The sequence below is a fragment of the Pseudomonas sp. GM33 genome (assembly GCF_000282295.1).
Classification (GTDB): Bacteria; Pseudomonadota; Gammaproteobacteria; order Pseudomonadales; family Pseudomonadaceae; genus Aquipseudomonas; species Aquipseudomonas laurylsulfatiphila.
This window is the reverse complement of the sequence record NZ_AKJO01000071.1, coordinates 1-19606: the sequence shown is the minus strand read 5'-3', so window position 1 is coordinate 19606 and position 19606 is coordinate 1. Positions and strand designations below refer to the sequence as shown.

Annotated in this window: 16 protein-coding genes; 3 read left to right on the top strand and 13 right to left on the bottom strand. The window is 61.4% G+C overall.

Features of this window, described 5'->3' with window-relative positions:
• The first annotated feature begins 76 nt into the window (after window positions 1-76).
• Entirely contained in the window at window positions 77-1087 is a 1011-nt protein-coding gene (locus tag PMI26_RS19145; RefSeq protein WP_007973271.1) for an iron ABC transporter substrate-binding protein, read from the top strand.
• Complete coding sequence (locus PMI26_RS19150) at window positions 1087-2643, top strand: ABC transporter permease (RefSeq protein ID WP_007973270.1); 1557 nt, start codon at window positions 1087-1089, stop codon at window positions 2641-2643. Before PMI26_RS19145 ends, PMI26_RS19150 begins: the two co-directional genes overlap by 1 nt.
• Before the next feature lie 120 nt (window positions 2644-2763).
• Here PMI26_RS19150 and PMI26_RS19155 read toward each other — a convergent pair whose 3' ends face one another.
• The 12 genes from PMI26_RS19155 to PMI26_RS19210 all read right to left on the bottom strand — a co-directional run bounded on the left by PMI26_RS19155 (window position 2764) and on the right by PMI26_RS19210 (window position 17756).
• Window positions 2764-4698, bottom strand: a complete 1935-nt coding sequence (locus PMI26_RS19155) for a methyl-accepting chemotaxis protein (RefSeq protein WP_007973269.1) — start codon at window positions 4696-4698, stop codon at window positions 2764-2766.
• A gap of 138 nt (window positions 4699-4836) precedes the next feature.
• Window positions 4837-6126: an adenylosuccinate synthase gene (locus PMI26_RS19160; RefSeq protein WP_007973267.1), complete on the bottom strand. Its 1290-nt coding sequence runs from the start codon at window positions 6124-6126 to the stop codon at window positions 4837-4839.
• A gap of 54 nt (window positions 6127-6180) precedes the next feature.
• On the bottom strand, window positions 6181-7368 hold the full coding sequence (locus tag PMI26_RS19165; RefSeq protein ID WP_007973265.1) for an ATP phosphoribosyltransferase regulatory subunit: 1188 nt from the start codon (window positions 7366-7368) through the stop codon (window positions 6181-6183).
• Window positions 7369-7681: 313 nt separating this feature from the next.
• Window positions 7682-8551, bottom strand: a complete 870-nt coding sequence (hflC, locus tag PMI26_RS19170) for a protease modulator HflC (RefSeq protein WP_007973264.1) — start codon at window positions 8549-8551, stop codon at window positions 7682-7684.
• Window positions 8551-9726 carry an FtsH protease activity modulator HflK gene (gene hflK, locus PMI26_RS19175; RefSeq protein ID WP_007973262.1) on the bottom strand — a complete coding sequence of 392 codons (1176 nt, stop codon included), beginning with the start codon at window positions 9724-9726 and terminating at the stop codon, window positions 8551-8553. The genes hflC and hflK overlap by 1 nt, the downstream gene beginning before the upstream one ends.
• A 96-nt stretch (window positions 9727-9822) precedes the next feature.
• A complete protein-coding gene (hflX, locus tag PMI26_RS19180; protein ID WP_007973259.1) occupies window positions 9823-11124 on the bottom strand; it encodes a ribosome rescue GTPase HflX in 1302 nt (433 codons plus the stop codon).
• A 12-nt stretch (window positions 11125-11136) separates the two neighbouring features.
• Complete coding sequence (gene hfq / locus PMI26_RS19185) at window positions 11137-11397, bottom strand: RNA chaperone Hfq (RefSeq protein WP_003221112.1); 261 nt, start codon at window positions 11395-11397, stop codon at window positions 11137-11139.
• Between the two features lie 92 nt (window positions 11398-11489).
• Entirely contained in the window at window positions 11490-12461 is a 972-nt protein-coding gene (miaA, locus tag PMI26_RS19190; protein ID WP_007973257.1) for a tRNA (adenosine(37)-N6)-dimethylallyltransferase MiaA, read from the bottom strand.
• Entirely contained in the window at window positions 12461-14371 is a 1911-nt protein-coding gene (gene mutL, locus PMI26_RS19195; RefSeq protein WP_007973255.1) for a DNA mismatch repair endonuclease MutL, read from the bottom strand. Before mutL ends, miaA begins: the two co-directional genes overlap by 1 nt.
• Window positions 14368-15798, bottom strand: coding sequence for an N-acetylmuramoyl-L-alanine amidase (locus PMI26_RS19200; RefSeq protein ID WP_007973253.1), 1431 nt, complete (start codon window positions 15796-15798; stop codon window positions 14368-14370). Before PMI26_RS19200 ends, mutL begins: the two co-directional genes overlap by 4 nt.
• Entirely contained in the window at window positions 15799-16269 is a 471-nt protein-coding gene (gene tsaE, locus PMI26_RS19205; protein WP_007973252.1) for a tRNA (adenosine(37)-N6)-threonylcarbamoyltransferase complex ATPase subunit type 1 TsaE, read from the bottom strand.
• Complete coding sequence (locus tag PMI26_RS19210) at window positions 16257-17756, bottom strand: bifunctional ADP-dependent NAD(P)H-hydrate dehydratase/NAD(P)H-hydrate epimerase (RefSeq protein ID WP_007973250.1); 1500 nt, start codon at window positions 17754-17756, stop codon at window positions 16257-16259. Before PMI26_RS19210 ends, tsaE begins: the two co-directional genes overlap by 13 nt.
• A gap of 63 nt (window positions 17757-17819) precedes the next feature.
• Between PMI26_RS19210 and queG the strand changes: the two genes are divergently transcribed.
• The gene (gene queG / locus PMI26_RS19215; RefSeq protein ID WP_007973247.1) at window positions 17820-18884 is read left to right on the top strand and encodes a tRNA epoxyqueuosine(34) reductase QueG; all 1065 of its coding nucleotides are present in this window, start codon (window positions 17820-17822) and stop codon (window positions 18882-18884) included.
• A 13-nt stretch (window positions 18885-18897) separates the two neighbouring features.
• On the opposite strand, the gene PMI26_RS19220 is transcribed toward queG, so the two are convergent.
• Window positions 18898-19509 (bottom strand): trimeric intracellular cation channel family protein, encoded by a 612-nt coding sequence (locus tag PMI26_RS19220; protein ID WP_007973246.1) that lies wholly within the window; start codon window positions 19507-19509, stop codon window positions 18898-18900.
• Window positions 19510-19606 lie beyond the last annotated feature (97 nt).

Sequence of the window (19606 nt, the reverse complement as noted above, 5' to 3'; positions counted from 1 at the left end):
GCAAGGCGCATTTGAGAAACAATATCGTTTATCATTGTTGCAAGTTTTTGCAATGCGACAGTGAGGAACCCTGCGAATGATGTTTCGAAATACCCTGCGCCGCGGCTTGACCATCACCCTGCTCGGCCTGACACTCGCCACTCCCCTCACCCAAGCCGCCGACCCGGTTTCCCTGACGCTCTACAACGGCCAACACAAAGAAGTCGGCGACGCGGTCGCCAAAGCCTTCGAAGCCAAGACCGGGATCCACGTCAATGTACGCAAAGGCAGCAGCAACCAGCTCGCCAGCCAGGTCGTCGAAGAGGGCGATCGTTCCCCTGCCGACGTGATCTACACCGAAGAATCGCCGCCATTGAACAAACTTGGCGAACAAGGCCTGCTGGCCAAGGCGGATGACGCCACGCTGGCCGTTCTGCCCAAGGAATACGTCGCCAGCAATGGCACCTGGATTGGCGTGACTGCCCGGGTGCGCGTCGTCGCCTACAACCCCAAGCTGATTGATGAAAAAGACCTGCCGACCTCGGTGATGGAATTCTCCGATCCAAAATGGCAAGGCAAGGTCGGCTTCGTGCCCACCAGCGGCGCCTTCCAGGAACAAGCCGTCGCCATCATCAAAGTGCACGGCATGGACGCTGCCGAAGAATGGCTGACCGGGCTGCGCGCATTCGGCAAGACTTACAGCAACAATATGGTCGCGCTCAAAGCCGTGGAAAATGGCGAAGTGGCCACCGTGCTGGTCAACAACTACTACTGGTTCGCCTTGCAGCGCGAAAAAGGCCAGCTCGATTCGAAACTGCACTACTTCACCGACGGCGACGTCGGCGGGCTGATCACCGTGTCCAGCGCAGCCGTGCTGAAATCCAGCAAACACCCCAAAGAAGCACAACAATTGCTCGCCTACATGGCCAGCGAGGAAGGCCAGCGCGTGATCACCCAGACCACCGCCGAATACCCGCTGCACAAAGGCATGGAGTCTGATCGCGGACTCAAGCCATTCAGCGAACTGCAAGCACCGAAAGTCACGCCAGCCGACCTGGGCAATGCCGAAGAAGCCCTGGACCTGGAACGTGAAGTTGGCCTGAACTGATGAGCGCATCGCTTTCCGCGCATGGCGGGTACATGCCACGGCGCAAGCGGCCGTCGATCTGGCTGGTCCTGCCGGTCTTGCTACTGGTGGTGCTCAGCCTGCTGCCGTTGGCCTATGTCGGGCTCAAGGCCTGGCAAGCAGGCTGGGCCGAGGCGCTGCATTTGCTGTGGCGCCCCTATGTGTTCGGACTGCTGCGCAACACCCTGGCGCTGATGGTCGGCGTGACGCTGGCCTGCGGCGTGATCGGCCTGTCGCTGGCGTGGTTGCTGGAGCGCAGTAGCCTGCCGGGGCGACGCCTGTGGGGCGTGATCCTGTGCCTGCCCTTCGCCGTTCCGGCGTTTGTCAGCAGCTTCACCTGGGTTTCATTGAGCGCTCATTTCGAGGGACTCGGCGGGGCGATTCTGGTGATGACGCTCTCTAAATACCCGCTGATTTTCCTGCCGGTGGCGGCGACCCTGCGCAACCTCGACCCATCACTGGAAGAGTCGGCGCGCACCCTGGGACAGAACCGCTGGGGCGTGTTCTTCAAGGTCACCCTGCCCCTGCTCTGGCCGTCGCTGCTCGCCGGTTCCCTGCTGATTGCCCTGCACATGCTGGTGGAATTCGGCGCGCTGTCGATCATCGGCCTGCAAACCTTCACCACGGCGATCTACCAGCAGTTCGAGCTGGAGTTCAGCAATGCCAACGCGGCGATGCTCTCCGCCGTACTGCTGATGCTCTGCCTGGCGCTGCTGTGGCTGGAGCTGCGCGTTCGGGGCAAGGGTCGACACGTGCGCACTGGCCAGGGTGCGGCGCGACGCGCGGAACAGGTTCACCTGGGACCCTGGGCTGTGGCAGGACAGCTTTATTGCCTGCTGCTGGCAATCGTCGGCAGCGGGATTCCGCTGGGCATGCTGGCTTACTGGCTGGCCGTCGGATCATCGGCGGCCTTTCCAATGGCAGCCATCGGCGAAGCATTGCTGTCATCCCTCGCGCTGTCGCTGGGTGGCGCTGCGGTGTGCCTGGTGCTGGCGGTGCCGGTCGGCCTGCTGGTCGTGCGCCATAAGGGCCAACTGGCGATCTGGGCCGAGCGCTTGCCATATCTGCTGCATGCCCTGCCGGGACTGGTCATCGCCCTGACCCTGGTGTATTTCGCCCTGCACTACGTGCCGATGCTGTACCAGACTTCGGCATTGCTGCTGATCGCGTACGCACTGCTGTTTCTGCCGCTGGCCCAGGCGCCGATCCGCACCGCCCTGAACAAGGCGGCACCGCAGCTTGAAGAAGCGGCACGCACGCTGGGCGCCTCGTCTTTCAGCGCTTTCTGCCGAGTGACACTGCCGATCATTTTCCCGTCACTGGGCGCGGCTTTTGCCTTGGTATTCCTGGATGCGATGAAGGAGCTGACGGCGACCCTGCTGTTGAGTCCGACGGGGTTGAATACTCTGGCGACAGAAGTCTGGGCGCATACCGCGAATGTGGAGTTTGCGGCGGCGGCGCCTTATGCGGCGTTGTTGATATTGGTGTCGGGGTTGCCGGTCTATCTGCTTACGACCCGGATGTACCTGAGCCGCTAATACCGTATTCGCGAGCAAGCCCGCTCCCACAGTGGCCCTTTGTGAACATCATATTTGTGTTCGACAGAGGACCACTGTGGGAGCGGGCTTGCTCGCGAAGGGGCCGGCACCAACAACCAATCAAGCCCTGAACTGCCCCAGGCTTGCCTTCAACTGCGCCGCCAAGCCATCCAGCACCTTGCCGCTGGCCGTGGTCTCCACCACAGCTTGCGCAGCTTTCTCAGCCTGGGCATGAATGGTCTGCACCCGCCCTCGCACCGCTTGCGCCCCCTGCGCCTGATGCGCCGCAGCCTGGGTCGCCAGACCAATCGCCGCATGCACCTGCTCGACCGACGCCTGCACCGACTGCTGCAACCGTGCACTGTCACGCAGCACCACCAAACCTTCGTTGGCCTGGCGTCCGGCCTGAGCGATTGCCGCGACCGCCTCGCGCGCACCCTGCTGCAACGCCACGATGTGCGCCTGGATATCGCCGGTGGAGCTCTGCGTCTTGCTCGCCAGTGCCCGCACCTCATCTGCCACCACCGCAAACCCGCGCCCGGTCTCACCGGCACGCGCCGCCTCAATCGCCGCGTTCAGCGCCAGCAGGTTGGTCTGCTCGGCGATGCCGTGAATCACCGTCAGCACCACCTCAATCTGTTCGCTTTGCTGCGCCAGACGCTCGATCACCTGAGCGCCGGTATTGACCTGCCCCGCCAGCTCCTCGATCAGGCTGCCGACTTTCGCCGAGGTCCGGGTGTTTTCATCGGTGGCCTGACGAATCTCCACCACCTGCTTGAGCGCCGCCTGCATGGCGTGGCTTTCCGACTGCGCCTCATCCGCCATTTGCGACAGGGCACGCAAACTCTCCGCCACTTCGTCGCGCTGCATGCCAGCCGCTGCGTCCGCACCCGCGTTGCGCAGGGTCATGGCACCAATCTCGACGCCGGTACGTTGAGCCACATCACCCGCCTCGCGCACGATCGGCTGCAACTTATCCACAAAGCGATTGACCGCCGAGGCCATGTCGCCGATTTCGTCCTTGCTGTTGATCTGCACACGCTTGGTCAGATCGCCCTCGCCCGCGGCCAGGTCATCCATGGCAACGATCAGCATTTTCAGGCGATTGACCACTCGACGACCGAGCACCACCGCCAGCAACAGCAGGACACCAAAACCCACGACTGCCAGACACACGCCGATGCGCCAGCGCAATGTTGCAGCGGCTTCCTGTACGGTGCTGGTGGTGTTGGCTTTCATTTCAGCCGCTGTGGACTGCGCCGACTGCAGACGCGCGCGCATCGCCGTTGCGCTGTCGGCAGCGGCGCCTTTGAGGCTGTCGCCGACCAGTTGATCGCTGCTGGCGATCAAGGCCGAGAAGCGCTTGTCGAGGGCTGCGAGATCCGTCTCCACGGAAGCCGTCGAGACCCCCATCAGGACCTTGCCGATTTCCACGCCATTGGGGTTGATCGAGGCCTCGATGTAGAAGACCGAAGGATCGTTCTTCGCTGCATCCAGCACCTTGTCGAGCGCCCGCTCGCCCTGGCCTTTTTCCAGCAGTGCCTTGTTGATCGGGTTTTCCCGGTTGAGGTATCGCGTCAGGTGCTGACCGGTAGCGTCGTCATAGACCACGAACAGCACATTGGGATTGCGCTGGGCCCGGCGGGCGAATTCGGACAGCGTCGGAACGTCGTTGTCCCACATGGCGCGGGGCGCGACCGAAGCCAGAAGCTGCGCCATATCGTTGGCGGAGTCCTTCAGGTCCTTTTCCAGGGTCGAACGCAGTTGCGCCTGCTCTTCCTCAAGACGCGAGGACAAACCGGCCGTGAGGCGCTGACGTGTACTGGTAGAAAGGCTGTCCAGACTGGACGTGACTTCACGCCCGGCCTGCTCGAGCTCGGCGGAAAGTTTTTGACTGTCCGCGCCCAGGCGTGTGCCCAGATCGGCTTCGAGCGCGGTCACCGTGCTCCGGGTCAGAGCAACAGCCACCAGCACCTGCACCAAAAGGGCGATACCCAAGGTAACGAACACGGGCCGCAACAAACGGCTTTGTAACAGTGAGAGAACGGCCGACACTGTGAATCCCTCTACTTGGACGCCATTAATTTGATGGCATTCTTTTGAAGATATTTACAGCAAAGGTCATGCCGTCCTGCAGACAAATACGACAAAGGCCCCGATTAAGGAGCCTTTGTGTTTTACATCAATGACTTATCAAGCAAACGGATGACGCAGAACGATGGTTTCGTTGCGGTCCGGGCCCGTCGAAATAATGTCGATCGGTGCGCCGATCAGCTCTTCAACGCGCTTGATGTAGGCACGGGCGTTAGCTGGCAGCTCTTCCAGGGTTTTGGCACCCACGGTCGACTCGGTCCAGCCCGGCACTTCTTCGTACACAGGCTGCAGGCCCACGTAGCTGTCAGCATCAGTCGGGGCAACGGCCTTGCCTTCTGCGTCTTTGTAGCCGACGCAGATGTTGATGGTTTCCAGACCGTCGAGCACGTCCAGCTTGGTCAGGCAGATGCCCGAGATGCTGTTCACATCGATAGCGCGACGCAGGATAACTGCGTCGAACCAGCCACAACGACGAGCACGACCGGTAGTCGCGCCGAACTCGTGACCTTGTTTGGCCAGGTGCGCACCGACTTCGTCGAACAGCTCCGTCGGGAATGGACCCGAACCTACACGCGTGGTGTAAGCCTTGGTGATGCCCAGGATGTAGTCCAGGAACATGGGGCCGACACCCGAACCGGTAGCAACGCCGCCAGCGGTGGTGTTGGAACTGGTCACGTACGGGTAGGTACCGTGGTCGATGTCCAGCAGGGAGCCTTGGGCGCCTTCGAACATGATGTCTTTGCCAGCGCGACGCAGGTCGTGCAGCTCGGCCGTCACGTCCAGCATCAGCGGCTTGAGCAGCTCAGCGTATTCCTTGCACTCGGCCAGGGTCTTGTCGAAGTCGATGGCTGGCTCTTTGTAGTAACCCACCAGCATGAAGTTGTGGTAATCCACCAGTTCACGCAGCTTGTCTTCAAAGCGCGGCATGTTGAGCAGGTCGCCCACACGCAGGCCACGACGTGCAACCTTGTCTTCGTAGGCCGGGCCGATGCCGCGACCGGTGGTACCGATCTTCAGCTCGCCACGGGCCTTTTCACGGGCCTGGTCCAGCGCAACGTGGAAGGACAGGATCAGCGGGCAGGACGGGCTGATACGCAGGCGCTCGCGTACCGGCACACCTTTTTCTTCCAGCTTGGTGATCTCGCGCAGCAGGGCGTCAGGTGCAACCACCACGCCGTTGCCGATCAGGCACTGCACGCCTTCGCGCAGCACGCCCGACGGGATCAGGTGCAAGACGGTTTTTTCGCCATCGATCACCAGGGTGTGACCCGCGTTGTGGCCACCCTGGTAGCGCACTACGGCGGCAGCATGTTCGGTCAGCAGATCAACGATCTTGCCTTTGCCCTCATCACCCCACTGGGTGCCCAGGACTACGACATTCTTACCCATAACACTTGTCCTCATTCGCGCAAACTTGGTGCCGGCGGCAGCCGGCAGGAAAACTCAAGAAGCCAGTGGCGATACTTGCCAAAGCCCGTTCTGCTGAATCAATTGCCGGTCGCAGTCCGCTTCACGGGCGGCGGCCAAAGGTTGTCCAGGCAAGGCCTGAACGACACGCTGACCCTCACTGCGCAACTGGCAAACCTGCTGCCAGAGTGCCGCATCCGTACTGTCAGGCATCCAGATACCGCCAGACGGTAGCTCGATCTCAGCACGCCCCAGGGTCACCAGGGTTTTCAAATCGGTGGAAAAGCCGGTCGCCGGACGGGCACGACCGAAGTCGGCGCCGATGTCGTCGTAACGACCGCCCTGGGCAATGGACTGGCCAACACCCGGCACGAACACGGCGAACACCACACCGGTGTGGTAGTGGTAGCCACGCAGCTCACCTAGGTCGAAATACAGCGGCAGCTCAGGGAAACGCACGGACAACCGCTCGGCAATTGCCAGCAGGTCGTCCAGCGCCGCCAGAACCGGGGCAGGCGCCTTGGCCAGGCGCTCGCGGGCCGCAGCCAGCACTTCACGGCCGCCACACAGGTCGACCAACGCCCGCAGCATGCCCGACAGATCGGCAGGCAAACCTTCGGTCAAGGTAATGACCTCGTCGATGGCCTTGCGTTGCAAGGCATCGAACAACTGCTGCTCGACTTCACCGGACAAACCGGCGGCGCGGGCCAGGCCGCGATAGATGCCGACATGACCGAGGTCCATGTGCACATCCGGCACATCGGCCAGTTGCAGCATGGCCAGCATCAGGCTGATGACTTCGACGTCGCTGCTCGGGCTGCCGTCGCCATACAACTCGGCACCCAGCTGAATCGGGCTGCGCGAGGACGACAAGGCACGCGGCTGAGCATGCAGCACGCTGCCGGCATAGCACAGGCGGCTCGGGCCTTCACGACGCAGGGTATGCGCATCGATGCGCGCCACTTGTGGCGTGATGTCGGCACGGAAACCCATCTGGCGGCCCGATTGCGGGTCGATGACCTTGAAGGTGCGCAGATCCAGGTCCTGGCCCGCGCCGGTCAGCAGGGATTCCAGGTACTCGATATGGGGAGTCACGACAAACTCGTAACCCCAGCTCTGGAACAGATCCAACACCTGACGACGCGCGACTTCAATACGCGCAGCTTCCGGTGGCAGTACTTCTTCGATGCCATCTGGCAGAAGCCAGCGGTCTACCGTTGCCATTACGCCTTCCCCTATCTCCGGGCGACCAGCCTGTCGGCGAGCCTTGAGTGAAGCAGAAAATGATCGGCTTGCGCACAAACCACGCGCATGAGCGACGGAGCGAAAAGCCCTTCTACCGGCTTCGCCAACCACTTTCCTCGAAAAACTGTCGAGCCAATCGGCCCGGCATCTGCTTTAAAACAGCAATCAAACATGCAGACGCAAAAAAGCCGGGAATTTCCCGGCTGCCGCATCATACACACGTTTTCCCAAAGGATCACCCCGCCAGAGGTTTTAGCCGCCCGGCGGGGGGATAAATCAGGTCAACGCCGTATCAAGGCTTGGCTTTTTCCAGGTAGTGGAAGAAGTCGCTGCTTGGGTCGAGGACCATGACGTCGGATTTGTTCGCGAAGCTTTCACGGTAGGCACGCAGGCTACGGTAGAACGCGTAGAACTCCTGATCCTGACCGTAGGCCTTGGAGTAGATCGCAGCGGCCTGGGCATCGCCGTCACCGCGAACCTCTTCGGATTCACGATAGGCTTCAGCCAGCAACACGCGGCGTTGACGATCGGCGTCGGCACGGATGCCTTCGGCCAGCTCGTTACCCTTGGCGCGGTGCTCGCGAGCTTCACGCTCACGCTCGGTGCTCATACGCTCGAACACGCTGCGGTTCACTTCTTTCGGCAGGTCGATGGTCTTGACCCGGACATCGACCACTTCGATGCCCAGTTCTTTTTCAGCCATCTTGTTCAGCGAAGCCGTAATGTCCGCCATCAACGCATCGCGCTCACCGGAGACCACTTCGTGCAAGGTGCGCTTACCGAACTGGTCACGCAGGCCCGATTCGAGACGACGGGACAGACGCTCGTCGGCGATCTGCTTGAGGCCGGAAGTCGCGGTGTAGTAACGCTCTGCGTCCTTCACGCGCCACTTGGCGTAGGCATCGACCATCACGGCTTTCTTTTCCAGCGTCAGGAAGCGTTGTGTCGGTGCATCCAGCGTCATCAGGCGTGCGTCGAATTTACGCACCTGGTTAACGTAAGGCACTTTCACATGCAGGCCTGGCTGAACATCGGTCTGGACCACGCGACCGAACTGCAGCAACACCGCACGCTCGGTCTGAGCCACGATGTAGAAGCAGTTCCAGGCAGCGATCGCCACGACGACGCCGACAATAAGGGCGATCAGCGATTTATTGCTCATCAGCGACTCTCCCTGGTACGTGCTTGCTGTTGCTGCAGATCAGCTGCCGCACGCGCATTCGCTTCATTGCTGGTGGCTGCCGCACTGGTCACCGGAGTGCCGGTGTTGCGACCACTTTCGACCATCTTGTCCAGCGGCAGGTACAACAGGTTGCTCTGGCCGTTCTTGTTGCCGGTCACGAGCACCTTGCTGGTGTTGCTGAAGACTTCCTGCATGGTGTCCAGGTACAGACGCTGACGGGTGACTTCAGGCGCCTTGCGGTACTCGGCGACCAGCTTGGTGAAGCGATCGGCCTCACCCTTGGCGCGCGAGACGGTCTCGTCACGGTAACCATTGGCATCCTCGAGGATGCGCTGGGCCTGACCACGGGCTTCCGGCACGACGCCGTTGGCATAGGTTTCGGCCTGGTTGCGCGAACGCTGTTCGTCTTCCCGGGCACGGATCACGTCATCGAAGGCTTCCTGGACTTCGCGCGGTGCCGCTGCGCTCTGAACGTTGACCTGGGTAACGGTGATACCGGTGCGATAGGTGTCCATGAAGCGTTGCAGACGCTCCTTGATCTCGCTGGCCATCAACTCACGACCTTCGGTCAGTACCTGGTCCATGGCGGTGGAACCCACCACATGGCGCAAGGCGCTGTCGGTCGCGTGCTGCAGGCTGATTTCCGGCTGATCGACGCTCAGCACGAAGTCCTGCAGGTTGCTGATCTTGTACTGCACGGTCAGCGGCACTTCGACGATGTTCTCGTCTTCGGTCAGCATCTGTCCCTGCTTGGTGTAGGCACGCTCACGCGTGACGTTTTCCATGTACTTCTTGTCGATCGGCGGGAAATAGATATTCAGGCCCGGACCCACGGTTTCGTAGTACTTGCCGAAGCGCAGCACCACGGCTTGCTCCTGCTCGTCGACGACATAAACCGCGCTGTACAGCCAAACGGCGGCCAACACGACCAGGCCGATGCCGAGCAGGCCGCCAAAGCCGCCACTCTTGCCCGGACCACCGCCGTCGTCGCCACCACGTTTCTTACCACCACCGAACAAACCGTTCAGGCTTTCCTGCAGCTTTCGGAAGGCCTCGTCGAGATCCGGTGGCCCCTTGCGGTCGCCGTTGTTACGACGCTTGCCACCCCAAGGATCCTGATTATTCGAGTTGCCACCCGGCTCATTCCAAGCCATAGCGCTCTCCATCTGATAAAGCAAAGACGCACCCACGGCGCGCCGACCAATGCTACAGAATGCCTGTCACCACGGCACAACCGCTTTCTCAGGCTTTTATTGCAAAGTGTGTTGCTCGATAAACTCCGTCGGCACAACGCCTTCACGGCTGACCAGTCGATTGAGCTCCGAGCGCGGCAATCGAACGGCCAGCAAGCTGACACCTTCTTCGTCGTATTCTTCTTTCTGTACCGCGCCCAGCTCGAAAAACTGTGCACGCAGGCGCGCAAAGCGCTGAGGCAAGCGCAAGGTACCGACAAACAAATCACTGCCCAGTAACTCGGCAATGGCTTGCTCAAGCAATTCCAGACCTGTGCCATCACGTGCCGAGAGCCAGACCCGCTGGGGCCTGCCGTTTTCGTCGCGCTGGATTTGTGGCTCAACGCCTTCAAGCAAATCGAGTTTGTTATAGACCTCGAGGATCGGCAAGTCCTGGGCACCAATCTCGCCCAGCACCACCATCACCTGCTCGATCTGCAACATGCGATCCGGTTCGGCCGCATCGATCACGTGCAACAGCAGGTCGGAGTTGCTCGACTCTTCGAGCGTAGACCGAAATGCCTCGACCAGCTTATGGGGCAAGTGGCGAATGAAACCCACAGTGTCGGCCAGGACAATCGGCCCCAGGTCGTCCAGTTCCAGACGGCGCAAGGTCGGGTCCAGCGTGGCAAACAACTGGTCAGCCGCGTACACGTCGGATTTCGTCACGTTATTGAAGAGCGTGGATTTGCCGGCGTTGGTATAGCCCACCAGGGACACGGTAGGAATATCCGCACGGGAACGGCCGCGTCGCGACTGTTCGCGCTGACTGCGCACTTTTTCCAGGCGGCCCTTGATCTGTCGCAGGCGAACCCGGAGCAAACGGCGGTCGGTTTCCAGCTGGGTTTCACCCGGGCCACGCATGCCGATACCGCCACCCTGACGCTCAAGGTGGGTCCAGCCACGAACCAGCCGGGTGCTCATGTGGTCAAGCTGGGCCAGTTCTACCTGGAGCTTGCCTTCATGGGTACGGGCGCGTTGGGCGAAAATATCGAGAATCAGACCGGTGCGGTCGATCACGCGACACTCGAATACACGTTCGAGGTTACGTTCCTGACTGGGTGTGAGGACGTGATTGAAGATGACCAGGTCTGCTTCTTCGGCATGGACCAGATCGCGTAGCTCCTCGACCTTACCGCTGCCAATCAGAAATTTGGCGGTTGGCCGATGACGCGGCACGTTAAAAAACGCAACGGTCTCGGCGCCGGCCGAATTAGCCAATTCCTGAAACTCCTGCGGATCTTCGCGCGCCTCAGGGTCCTGTCCATCCAAGTGAACGAGGATCACTCGCTCACCACCACCGTGGCGCTCAAAGAACAAAGGAGACTCCTATCAGGCGTTACCTGGCTCAGCGTCACCTGCATCGGATTCGGTTGCGCTAGGCAGACGAATTGGACGAACCGGTACCACTGTAGAGATAGCGTGTTTGTAGACCATCTGGCTTACGGTGTTTTTCAGCAGGATGACGAACTGGTCGAACGACTCGATCGTTCCTTGCAGTTTGATACCGTTGACCAGGTAGATGGACACCCCAACTTTCTCTTTACGTAAAGTATTCAAGTAAGGGTCTTGTAGCGAATGCCCTTTTGACATGTGCCGCACTCCTTTAAGGATTCAATATAAAAATAGGTAAACAGATGGCTTTAGCCGCCACACCCCCAAGGATAGACGGCAATTGCAAGGACTCAGCTCAATATGGAGATGGTCCCAAGGTATTTCAAGGCGCGCGGCAGATTGTCGCAATCCAGACTGTCCAGCCAATGCAGGTCAGTCCAACTGCGCAGCCAGGTGAACTGGCGTTTCGCCAATTGGCGCGTGGCAATGATTCCACGCTCCTGCATCTCGGCTGACGTCAGCTTGCCATCCAGGTAGTCCCAGACTTGGCGATAGCCTACTGCACGTATAGACGGCATCCCGGCATGCAGGTCACCTCTATTACGCAGGGCTACGACCTCGTCAATGAATCCCTGTTCCAACATTAAAGTGAATCTTTGTTTAATTCGCTCGTGCAGTACCTGGCGATTTGCCGGGGCAATAGCCAAGTTCGCGACAGTATAGGGCAATTGTTGCTGTCCCGAAGCGGCTGCTTCGGTACTTTGCACAGATTGTTGCAAGCGTAGCGCAGTCATGCTCTGACCGCTTACCCGATAAACTTCCAGCGCTCGACTCAGACGCTGCGGATCGTTCGGATGAATACGCGCGGCAGAAACCGGGTCGATCACTGCCAACTGGTCGTGCAGGGCTTGCCAGCCAAGGCGTGCAGCCTCTTCTTCGATCTGTGCACGCACTTGCGGGTCGGCGGCCGGCATCTCCGCCAGGCCTTCAAGCAAAGCCTTGTAATAGAGCATCGTGCCGCCTACCAGCAGCGGAATTTTTCCGCGCGCGGTGATCTCGGCCATGGCTTGCAGGGCGTCACGGCGGAAATCCGCAGCCGAATAGCTCTCGGCCGGGTCGAGAATATCGATCAGACGGTGCGGATATTGCGCCAGCAGCTCTTTGGAAGGCTTGGCGGTGCCGATGTCCATGCCACGGTAGACCAGCGCCGAATCGACGCTGATCAACTCGCAAGGCAGGACTTTGGTGAGCTCGATGGCCAGGTCGGTCTTGCCGGCGGCGGTCGGCCCCATCAGGAAAATCGCAGGTGGGAGCTGGCTCATCAACGACCGCGCAAGAACAGTTTGTCCAGATCGTCCAGGCCCAGTTGGGTCCAGGTCGGTCGGCCATGGTTGCATTGACCGCTGCGCTCGGTATTTTCCATGTCACGCAGCAGGGCATTCATTTCCGGCAGGGCCAGACGCCGGTTCGCCCGAACCGCACCGTGGCAGGCCATGGTCCCGAGCAACTCGTTCAGGTGCGCCTGAATGCGATCGCTGGTGCCGAATTCCATCAGATCAGCCAGCACGTCCGCGACCAGCCGATTGGCTTCGGCCTGCTTGAGCAGTGCCGGGATCTGTCGGATCGCCAGGGTTTCCGGGCCCAGGCGCTGCAATTCAAAGCCCAGGCGCTGGAACCAGGCGACATGTTCCTCGGCGCAATCGGCTTCACGCTGGCTGACGGCCAGGGACTCCGGCACCAGCAACGGCTGGCCACTCAGGCCCTCGCTGGCCATCGCCACCTTCAGGCGCTCATACATGATCCGCTCATGGGCGGCGTGCATGTCCACCAGCACCAGGCCCTGGGCGTTTTCCGAAAGGATGTAGATGCCCTTGAGTTGTGCCAGCGCATATCCCAGCGGCGGGATGTCGTCCTGCCCGGCCGGTAGCGCAACAGCATTGGCCTCGGGCAGCGGCGCAAAAAACTCGCGGTAGGCGGCCTGCGCTTCGGCGACAGGCACACCGGACTGCGGGCGCGGCGTGTATTGATACTGATAACCCGCGCCAGCACCGGAACCCGCCGGCGCATTGAACGACGGCTGGGCCTGAGGCTGTTCAAGCAGCGCATTGGCGGCCAGGCGCATTTCGCCCTGGGGCCCGAACTCACCGGCTTCGAGGCCGGTAGGCCGGACGATGGCCGTGGCAACCGGTGCCGCCAGATGATCATCGGGGCGCACATCGCCCAAGGCGCGGTGCAAGGTGCCGTAGAGGAAATCGTGGACCATGCGTCCTTCGCGGAAGCGCACTTCGTGTTTGGTCGGGTGCACATTGACGTCGACCCCGGTCGGATCGACCTCGAAAAACAGTACGAAGGTCGGGTGCCTACCGTTGAACAGCACGTCGCGATAGGCCTGGCGCACCGCGTGGGCCACCAGCTTGTCGCGCACGGCACGGCCATTGACGAAGAAATACTGCAAATCGGCCTGACTGCGGTTAAAGGTCGGCAGGCCGACCCAGCCCCATAGATGCAGGCCGTTGCGCTCGATTTCGATCGGCAGGGCCTGTTCCAGGAAGCCCGGACCGCAAATCGCCGCCACGCGCCGGGCACGGGCCGCATCATCATGGGCCTCGTGCAGGCTGAGGATGGTCTTGCCGTTATGGCGCAGATGGAACGCCACATCGAAGCGCGCCAGAGCCAGACGCCGGATCACTTCCTGCAGATGATCGAATTCGGTTTTTTCGGTTTTGAGAAACTTGCGTCGCGCCGGCGTGTTGAAAAACAGGTCGCGCACTTCAACCGAGGTGCCCACCGGATGCGCCGCCGGCTGCACGCGCGGCGCCATGTCACGGCCTTCGGTCTCGACCTGCCAGGCCTGATCGGCGTCGCGGGTGCGGGAGGTCAGGGTCAGGCGCGCGACGGAGCTGATCGATGCCAGGGCCTCACCGCGAAAGCCCAGGCTCATGACCTGTTCGAGGTCTTCCAGGTTGCGGATCTTGCTGGTGGCGTGGCGGGCCAGGGCCAGCGGCAGGTCATCGGCGGAAATGCCGCTACCGTCGTCGCGCACCCGCAGCAATTTGACGCCGCCCTGCTCCACATCGACGTCGATGCGCCTGGCACCGGAGTCGAGGCTGTTTTCCAACAGTTCCTTGATCACCGAAGCCGGGCGCTCAACCACCTCACCGGCGGCAATCTGGTTCGCCAGTCGCGGGCTGAGCAGCTCAATGCGAGCGCCGCTGTTCACGACCTGATTCATTCTTTGGCCGCCAGTTCAGTACCCGGAATGGTCAGGTGCTGACCGATCTTGAGCTCATCGCTCGACAGATTGTTGGCACTGCGCAAGGCCGCGGGCGACACCTGATAACGCACGGCGATCATCGCCAGGGTCTCGCCCGGGTTGACGCGGTGGTCACGCGGTCCCTGCACGATCTTGCCGGAGTCGCGCAGCCAGGCAATGTAAGTGCCCGGCGGCGGGTTCTGCTGGAAGAACTGGCGCACGCCGCTGCTGATCGAACGCGCCAGTGCCTGCTGGTGGCTCGACGCGGCAAGCTTCGAGGCTTCGTTGGCGTTGGAGATGAACCCGGTTTCCACCAGGATCGACGGAATATCCGGCGACTTCAGCACCATGAATCCGGCCTGCTCAACCCGTTGCTTGTGCAGCGGTGTCACCCGGCCAATGTTGCTCAGCACCTTCTGGCCAACATTCAGGCTGGAGGTCAGGGATGCCGTCATCGACAGATCGAGCAGCACGCCGGCGAGCATGCGGTCCTTGTCATCGAGGCTGACGTTGCCGGCCCCCCCGATCAGGTCGGAACGGTTTTCGCTGTCAGCCAGCCAGCGGGCCGTCTCCGAGGTCGCACCGCGATCGGACAGGGCAAATACCGAGGCACCGAAAGCGGCGGCAGAAGGCGCGGCGTCGGCGTGGATCGAGACGAACAGGTCGGCGCCTTTCTTGCGGGCAATTTCGGTACGGCCGCGCAACGGAATGAAGTAATCGCCGGTTCGGGTCAGTTCGGCGCGGAAACCTTTCATGCCGTTGACCTGCCGTTGCGTTTCGCGAGCAATCTGCAGCACCACGTCCTTCTCGCGCTGGCCTCGGGAGCCGGAAGCCCCCGGATCTTCGCCACCGTGACCGGCGTCGATTACCACTACGATGTCGCGTTTGCCAGCCGGGGCTGGCGGCAATTTGATAGCAGGTTCCGTCGGCGTGACCGGCACGGCGGGCATCGTGGCCACCGACGGTGTCGGCGCTGGGGGAGGCGCGGCATCCGCAGCGTTATCGAACAGATCGACCACCAAGCGGTTGCCGTACTGGGCGTTCGGCGCCAGGGAGAAGCTTTTTGGCGTCACCGCCTTTTTCAGGTCGATGACCACCCGCAGGTCGGTCGGCGTGCGTTGGGCCGAACGCATGGCGGTAATCGGGGTGTTCGACGTGTTGACGTTGAGCGGCGCACCGAGGGTCGCGCCATTGATGTCGATGACCAGGCGATCCGGCGCGGTCAGGGTAAAGACGCTGTGTTGCACCGGGCCGGTCAGGTCAAACACCAGACGTGTGTTGTCCGGTGCCCGCCACAGACGAACACTGTTGACCTTCGAATCGGCCACAGCGTCGACGGTCACCGCCAGAAACAACACCCCTACGGCAGCAACCAACGCGCGAAAGCGCATACCTAACCCCATCATTTATTTGGATTCCAATGCCAAAGCGGCACACCAGGCCTCGCCACGCGAGCCCTGGGATAAAATTTTCAGCGAACGCCCGCTGTCTTGCGGGCTAATGGTAATGGTCAGGTCCGGCTTTGGCAAAAAGCCTGCACCTTTGTCGGGCCATTCGATCAGACACAGGGCATCGTCTTCGAAATAGTCGCGGATACCGAGGAACTCCAGCTCCTCCGGATCGACCAGACGGTACAAATCGAAATGGAAGGCGCGAATGTCGCCAATCTCGTAGGGCTCAACCAGAGTGAAGGTCGGACTTTTTACCGCCCCGACATGCCCCAAGCCACGGATGATGCCTCGGGACAACGTGGTTTTGCCCATCCCCAGGTTGCCCTCGAGGAAGATCAGGCCATGGCCTTGGGTGATTCGGGCAATGCGTGCGCCAAAGTCGCTCATGGCCTGCTCATCGGCCAGGTACAGGGTTACTTCAGACACGGTGCTTGCTCCTCCAACAACTGACGAATGACTGGAATCAGATCACTGGCCGCCAGCCCACGGCCGAATTTTCCTTGTTGCTCGCCGGCATTGGCGTGCAGCCAGACCGCCAGGCAGGCCGCGTCGAATGGTTCCATGCCCTGGGCCAGCAATGCGCCGAGCAAACCGGCCAATACATCGCCCAGACCGGCAGTAGCCATCGCCGGGTGGCCCTGATGACAGACGGCCAGCCGCCCGTCGGGACAGGTAACCAGGCTCCCGGCCCCCTTGAGCACCACGACCGCGGAATATTTTTTGCTCAATGCATGGGCCGCTGCCGGTCGGTCGGCTTGAACCTGCGCCGTACTCATTCCGAGCAAACGCGCCGCTTCGCCCGGATGCGGGGTGATCACGCAATCCCTGGGCAAACTCACACGCCCCTCGGCCAGCAGGTTCAGCGCATCGGCGTCCCAGACTTGCGGCAACGCTGCGTTAGCAGCGGCCGACAACAAACTGCGCCCCCAACCCGCCTGCCCCAGCCCCGGACCGACCACCAACACGGAAACCTTTTGCAGCAAATCCATCAGCTGATTGGCCGAGGAAGTGCCCAGCACCATCACCTCGGGGATCCGCGCCAGCGCGGCCGCGACATGTTCGCTGCGGGTCGCCACCGACACCATGCCCGCCCCGCTGCGTAGCGCACTTTGCGCGCTCAGCAGAATCGCACCACCCAACCCGCGGTCGCCGCCAATCAGCAACACATGGCCAAATCTGCCTTTGTGGGAAGCCGGTGCCCGCGCCGCTGGACGCGGCAGGTTAGCCGCAGTCAGGCGACGGGCGGTGAAAGCAGCGCCTTCTATCAACTGTGGGTCTGCGTGCAAGTCGTTGAACAGCAATTCGCCGACCACATCCGCCGCCTCGCCGGTGAACAATCCCAATTTCAAGCCGATGAACGTCACTGTCAGGTCAGCCTGCACCGCCAGGCCGAGGATGCGACCAGTATCGGCGCACAGTCCTGAAGGAATATCCACCGCCATAACCGGCAGCCCGCTCACATTGATCGCGGTGATCGCACCGACATAAGGCTCACGCACCTCGCCGCTCAGGCCGGTGCCGAGCAAAGCATCCAGGACGATGCCGCGCAATCCGGATTGTGCCTTCCAGGGTTCGATGAGCACTTTTTCAGACACCGCCTCGGCATGGGCCAAAGCCGCGTCCCCCTGCAGGCGCTGCGGATCTCCGACGGCCAACACCCGGACGGCCCATCCTGCACGCTGGGCCAACACGGCCACCAGATACCCGTCCCCGGCGTTGTTGCCATGGCCGGCGAGTACACTGAGTTCGTTCGCTGTCGGCCATTGCCGCACCAGCGCCCGCCACGTCGCCCGCGCCGCGCGCTGCATCAATTCGAAGCCCGGTGTGCCGGCGGCGATCAGGCTCGCGTCGAGTGCTCGCACCTGGGCGGCACTATACAGCGCGTCGGGTAATTCATCTTTAGTGTGCGGCATGCGTCTTCGGGCTCCGATGTCTGGCAGAATTATACGCACCTCAGCTCCGGTTTCTCTCGCCTCATGCCTGCTATTACCACAGACCTGCCTGCCCTCGCCCAATCCATCAAGGACTGGGGCCGCGAGCTGGGCTTTCAACAAGTCGGCATCAGCGGGCTCGACCTGGGCGAGCACGAGCAACACCTGGAGCGCTGGCTCGCCGCCGGCTACCACGGCGAGATGGACTACATGGGCGCCCATGGCAGCAAACGCTCACACCCGGAGGAGCTGGTGCCCGGCACTTTGCGCGTGGTTTCGCTGCGCATGGATTACCTGGCGGGCGACACCCACATGGCGAAAATGCTCGCCCAACCGGAAAAAGCCTACGTCTCGCGTTATGCCCTGGGTCGCGATTACCACAAATTGATCCGCAAGCGCGTGCAACAACTGGCAGACAAGATTCAGGCAGAAATCGGCCCGTTTGGTTTCCGTGCCTTTGTCGACAGTGCACCTGTGCTGGAAAAAGCCATCGCCGAACAGGCCGGCCTGGGCTGGATTGGCAAAAACACCCTGGTGTTGAATCGTAAGGCAGGCAGTTATTTCTTCCTCGCCGAGCTGTTCGTTGACTTGCCGCTGCCGGTAGACCCGCCCCACGCCACCGAACACTGCGGTCGCTGCAGTGCCTGCCTCGACATCTGTCCGACCAATGCTTTCGTCGGCCCTTACGTGCTGGATGCCCGGCGCTGCATTTCCTACCTGACCATCGAACTCAAAGGCGCGATCCCGCAAGACCTGCGGCCGCTGATCGGCAATCGGGTGTTTGGTTGCGATGATTGCCAGATTGTCTGCCCCTGGAACCGCTTCGCCCGCCCGTCCGGTGAAGGCGATTTCAAGCCGCGGCACAACCTGGACAACGCCGAATTGGCGGAACTGTTCATGTGGGATGAGGAGACATTCCTGCGCAGCACCGAAGGCTCGCCGCTTCGTCGGACCGGTTACGAAAACTGGTTGCGCAACCTGGCGGTAGGCCTGGGCAATGCGCCTGCGACGATTCCGGTGCTGGAGGCGCTGAAGGCGCGGCGCGAGCATCCGTCCGAACTGGTCCGCGAACACGTCGAATGGGCCCTGAAACAACACGGCCTCGTGTAGGGGGATCGCGGTGTCAGGCCTCGTCGTTGTAGACGAACTTGGGCATTTCCCAGTGGAAACGGATCGCCAGCAAGCGCAACAGGAAACCGCCGAACAGAGTGATCAGAATCGCCTGTTCCCCTGGCAAGTTCAGGTATAGACAGAGCATGTAGCACCACGCTGCCGCAAACGAGACGCTGGCATACAGCTCACGCCGGAAGATCAGCGGAATATCGTTGCAGAAAATGTCCCGCAGGATGCCGCCAAATACTCCGGTGATCACGCCGCTGACCGAGGCGACCAACATGCCATGGCCCATTTCCAGGGCGGTGATGCAGCCGATCAGGGTGAAGGCCACCAGCCCCATGGCATCGAGCACCAGAAACAGTGAGCGCAAATGCCGCATCCAGCGCGCCGTGAACACGGTAATCATCGCCGCAGCCGTGGTCAGCACCAGGTATTCCGGGTGTTTGACCCACGTCAGCGGGTAATGCCCGAGCAGCACATCGCGCACCGAACCGCCCCCCAGTGCCGTGACGCAAGCGATCAGCACCACGCCAAACCAGTCCATGCCACGACGCCCGGCAGACAGGGCGCCGGTCATGGCTTCGGCGGTGATGGCGATCAGGTAGAGCATCAACAACATGGTGGCGGTCCTTGCGAAAAGGCGCGCAGTCTACCCACTTCACCAAAGCCCACAACCCCCCCTGTAGGAGCTGCCGCAGGCTGCGATCTTTTGACTT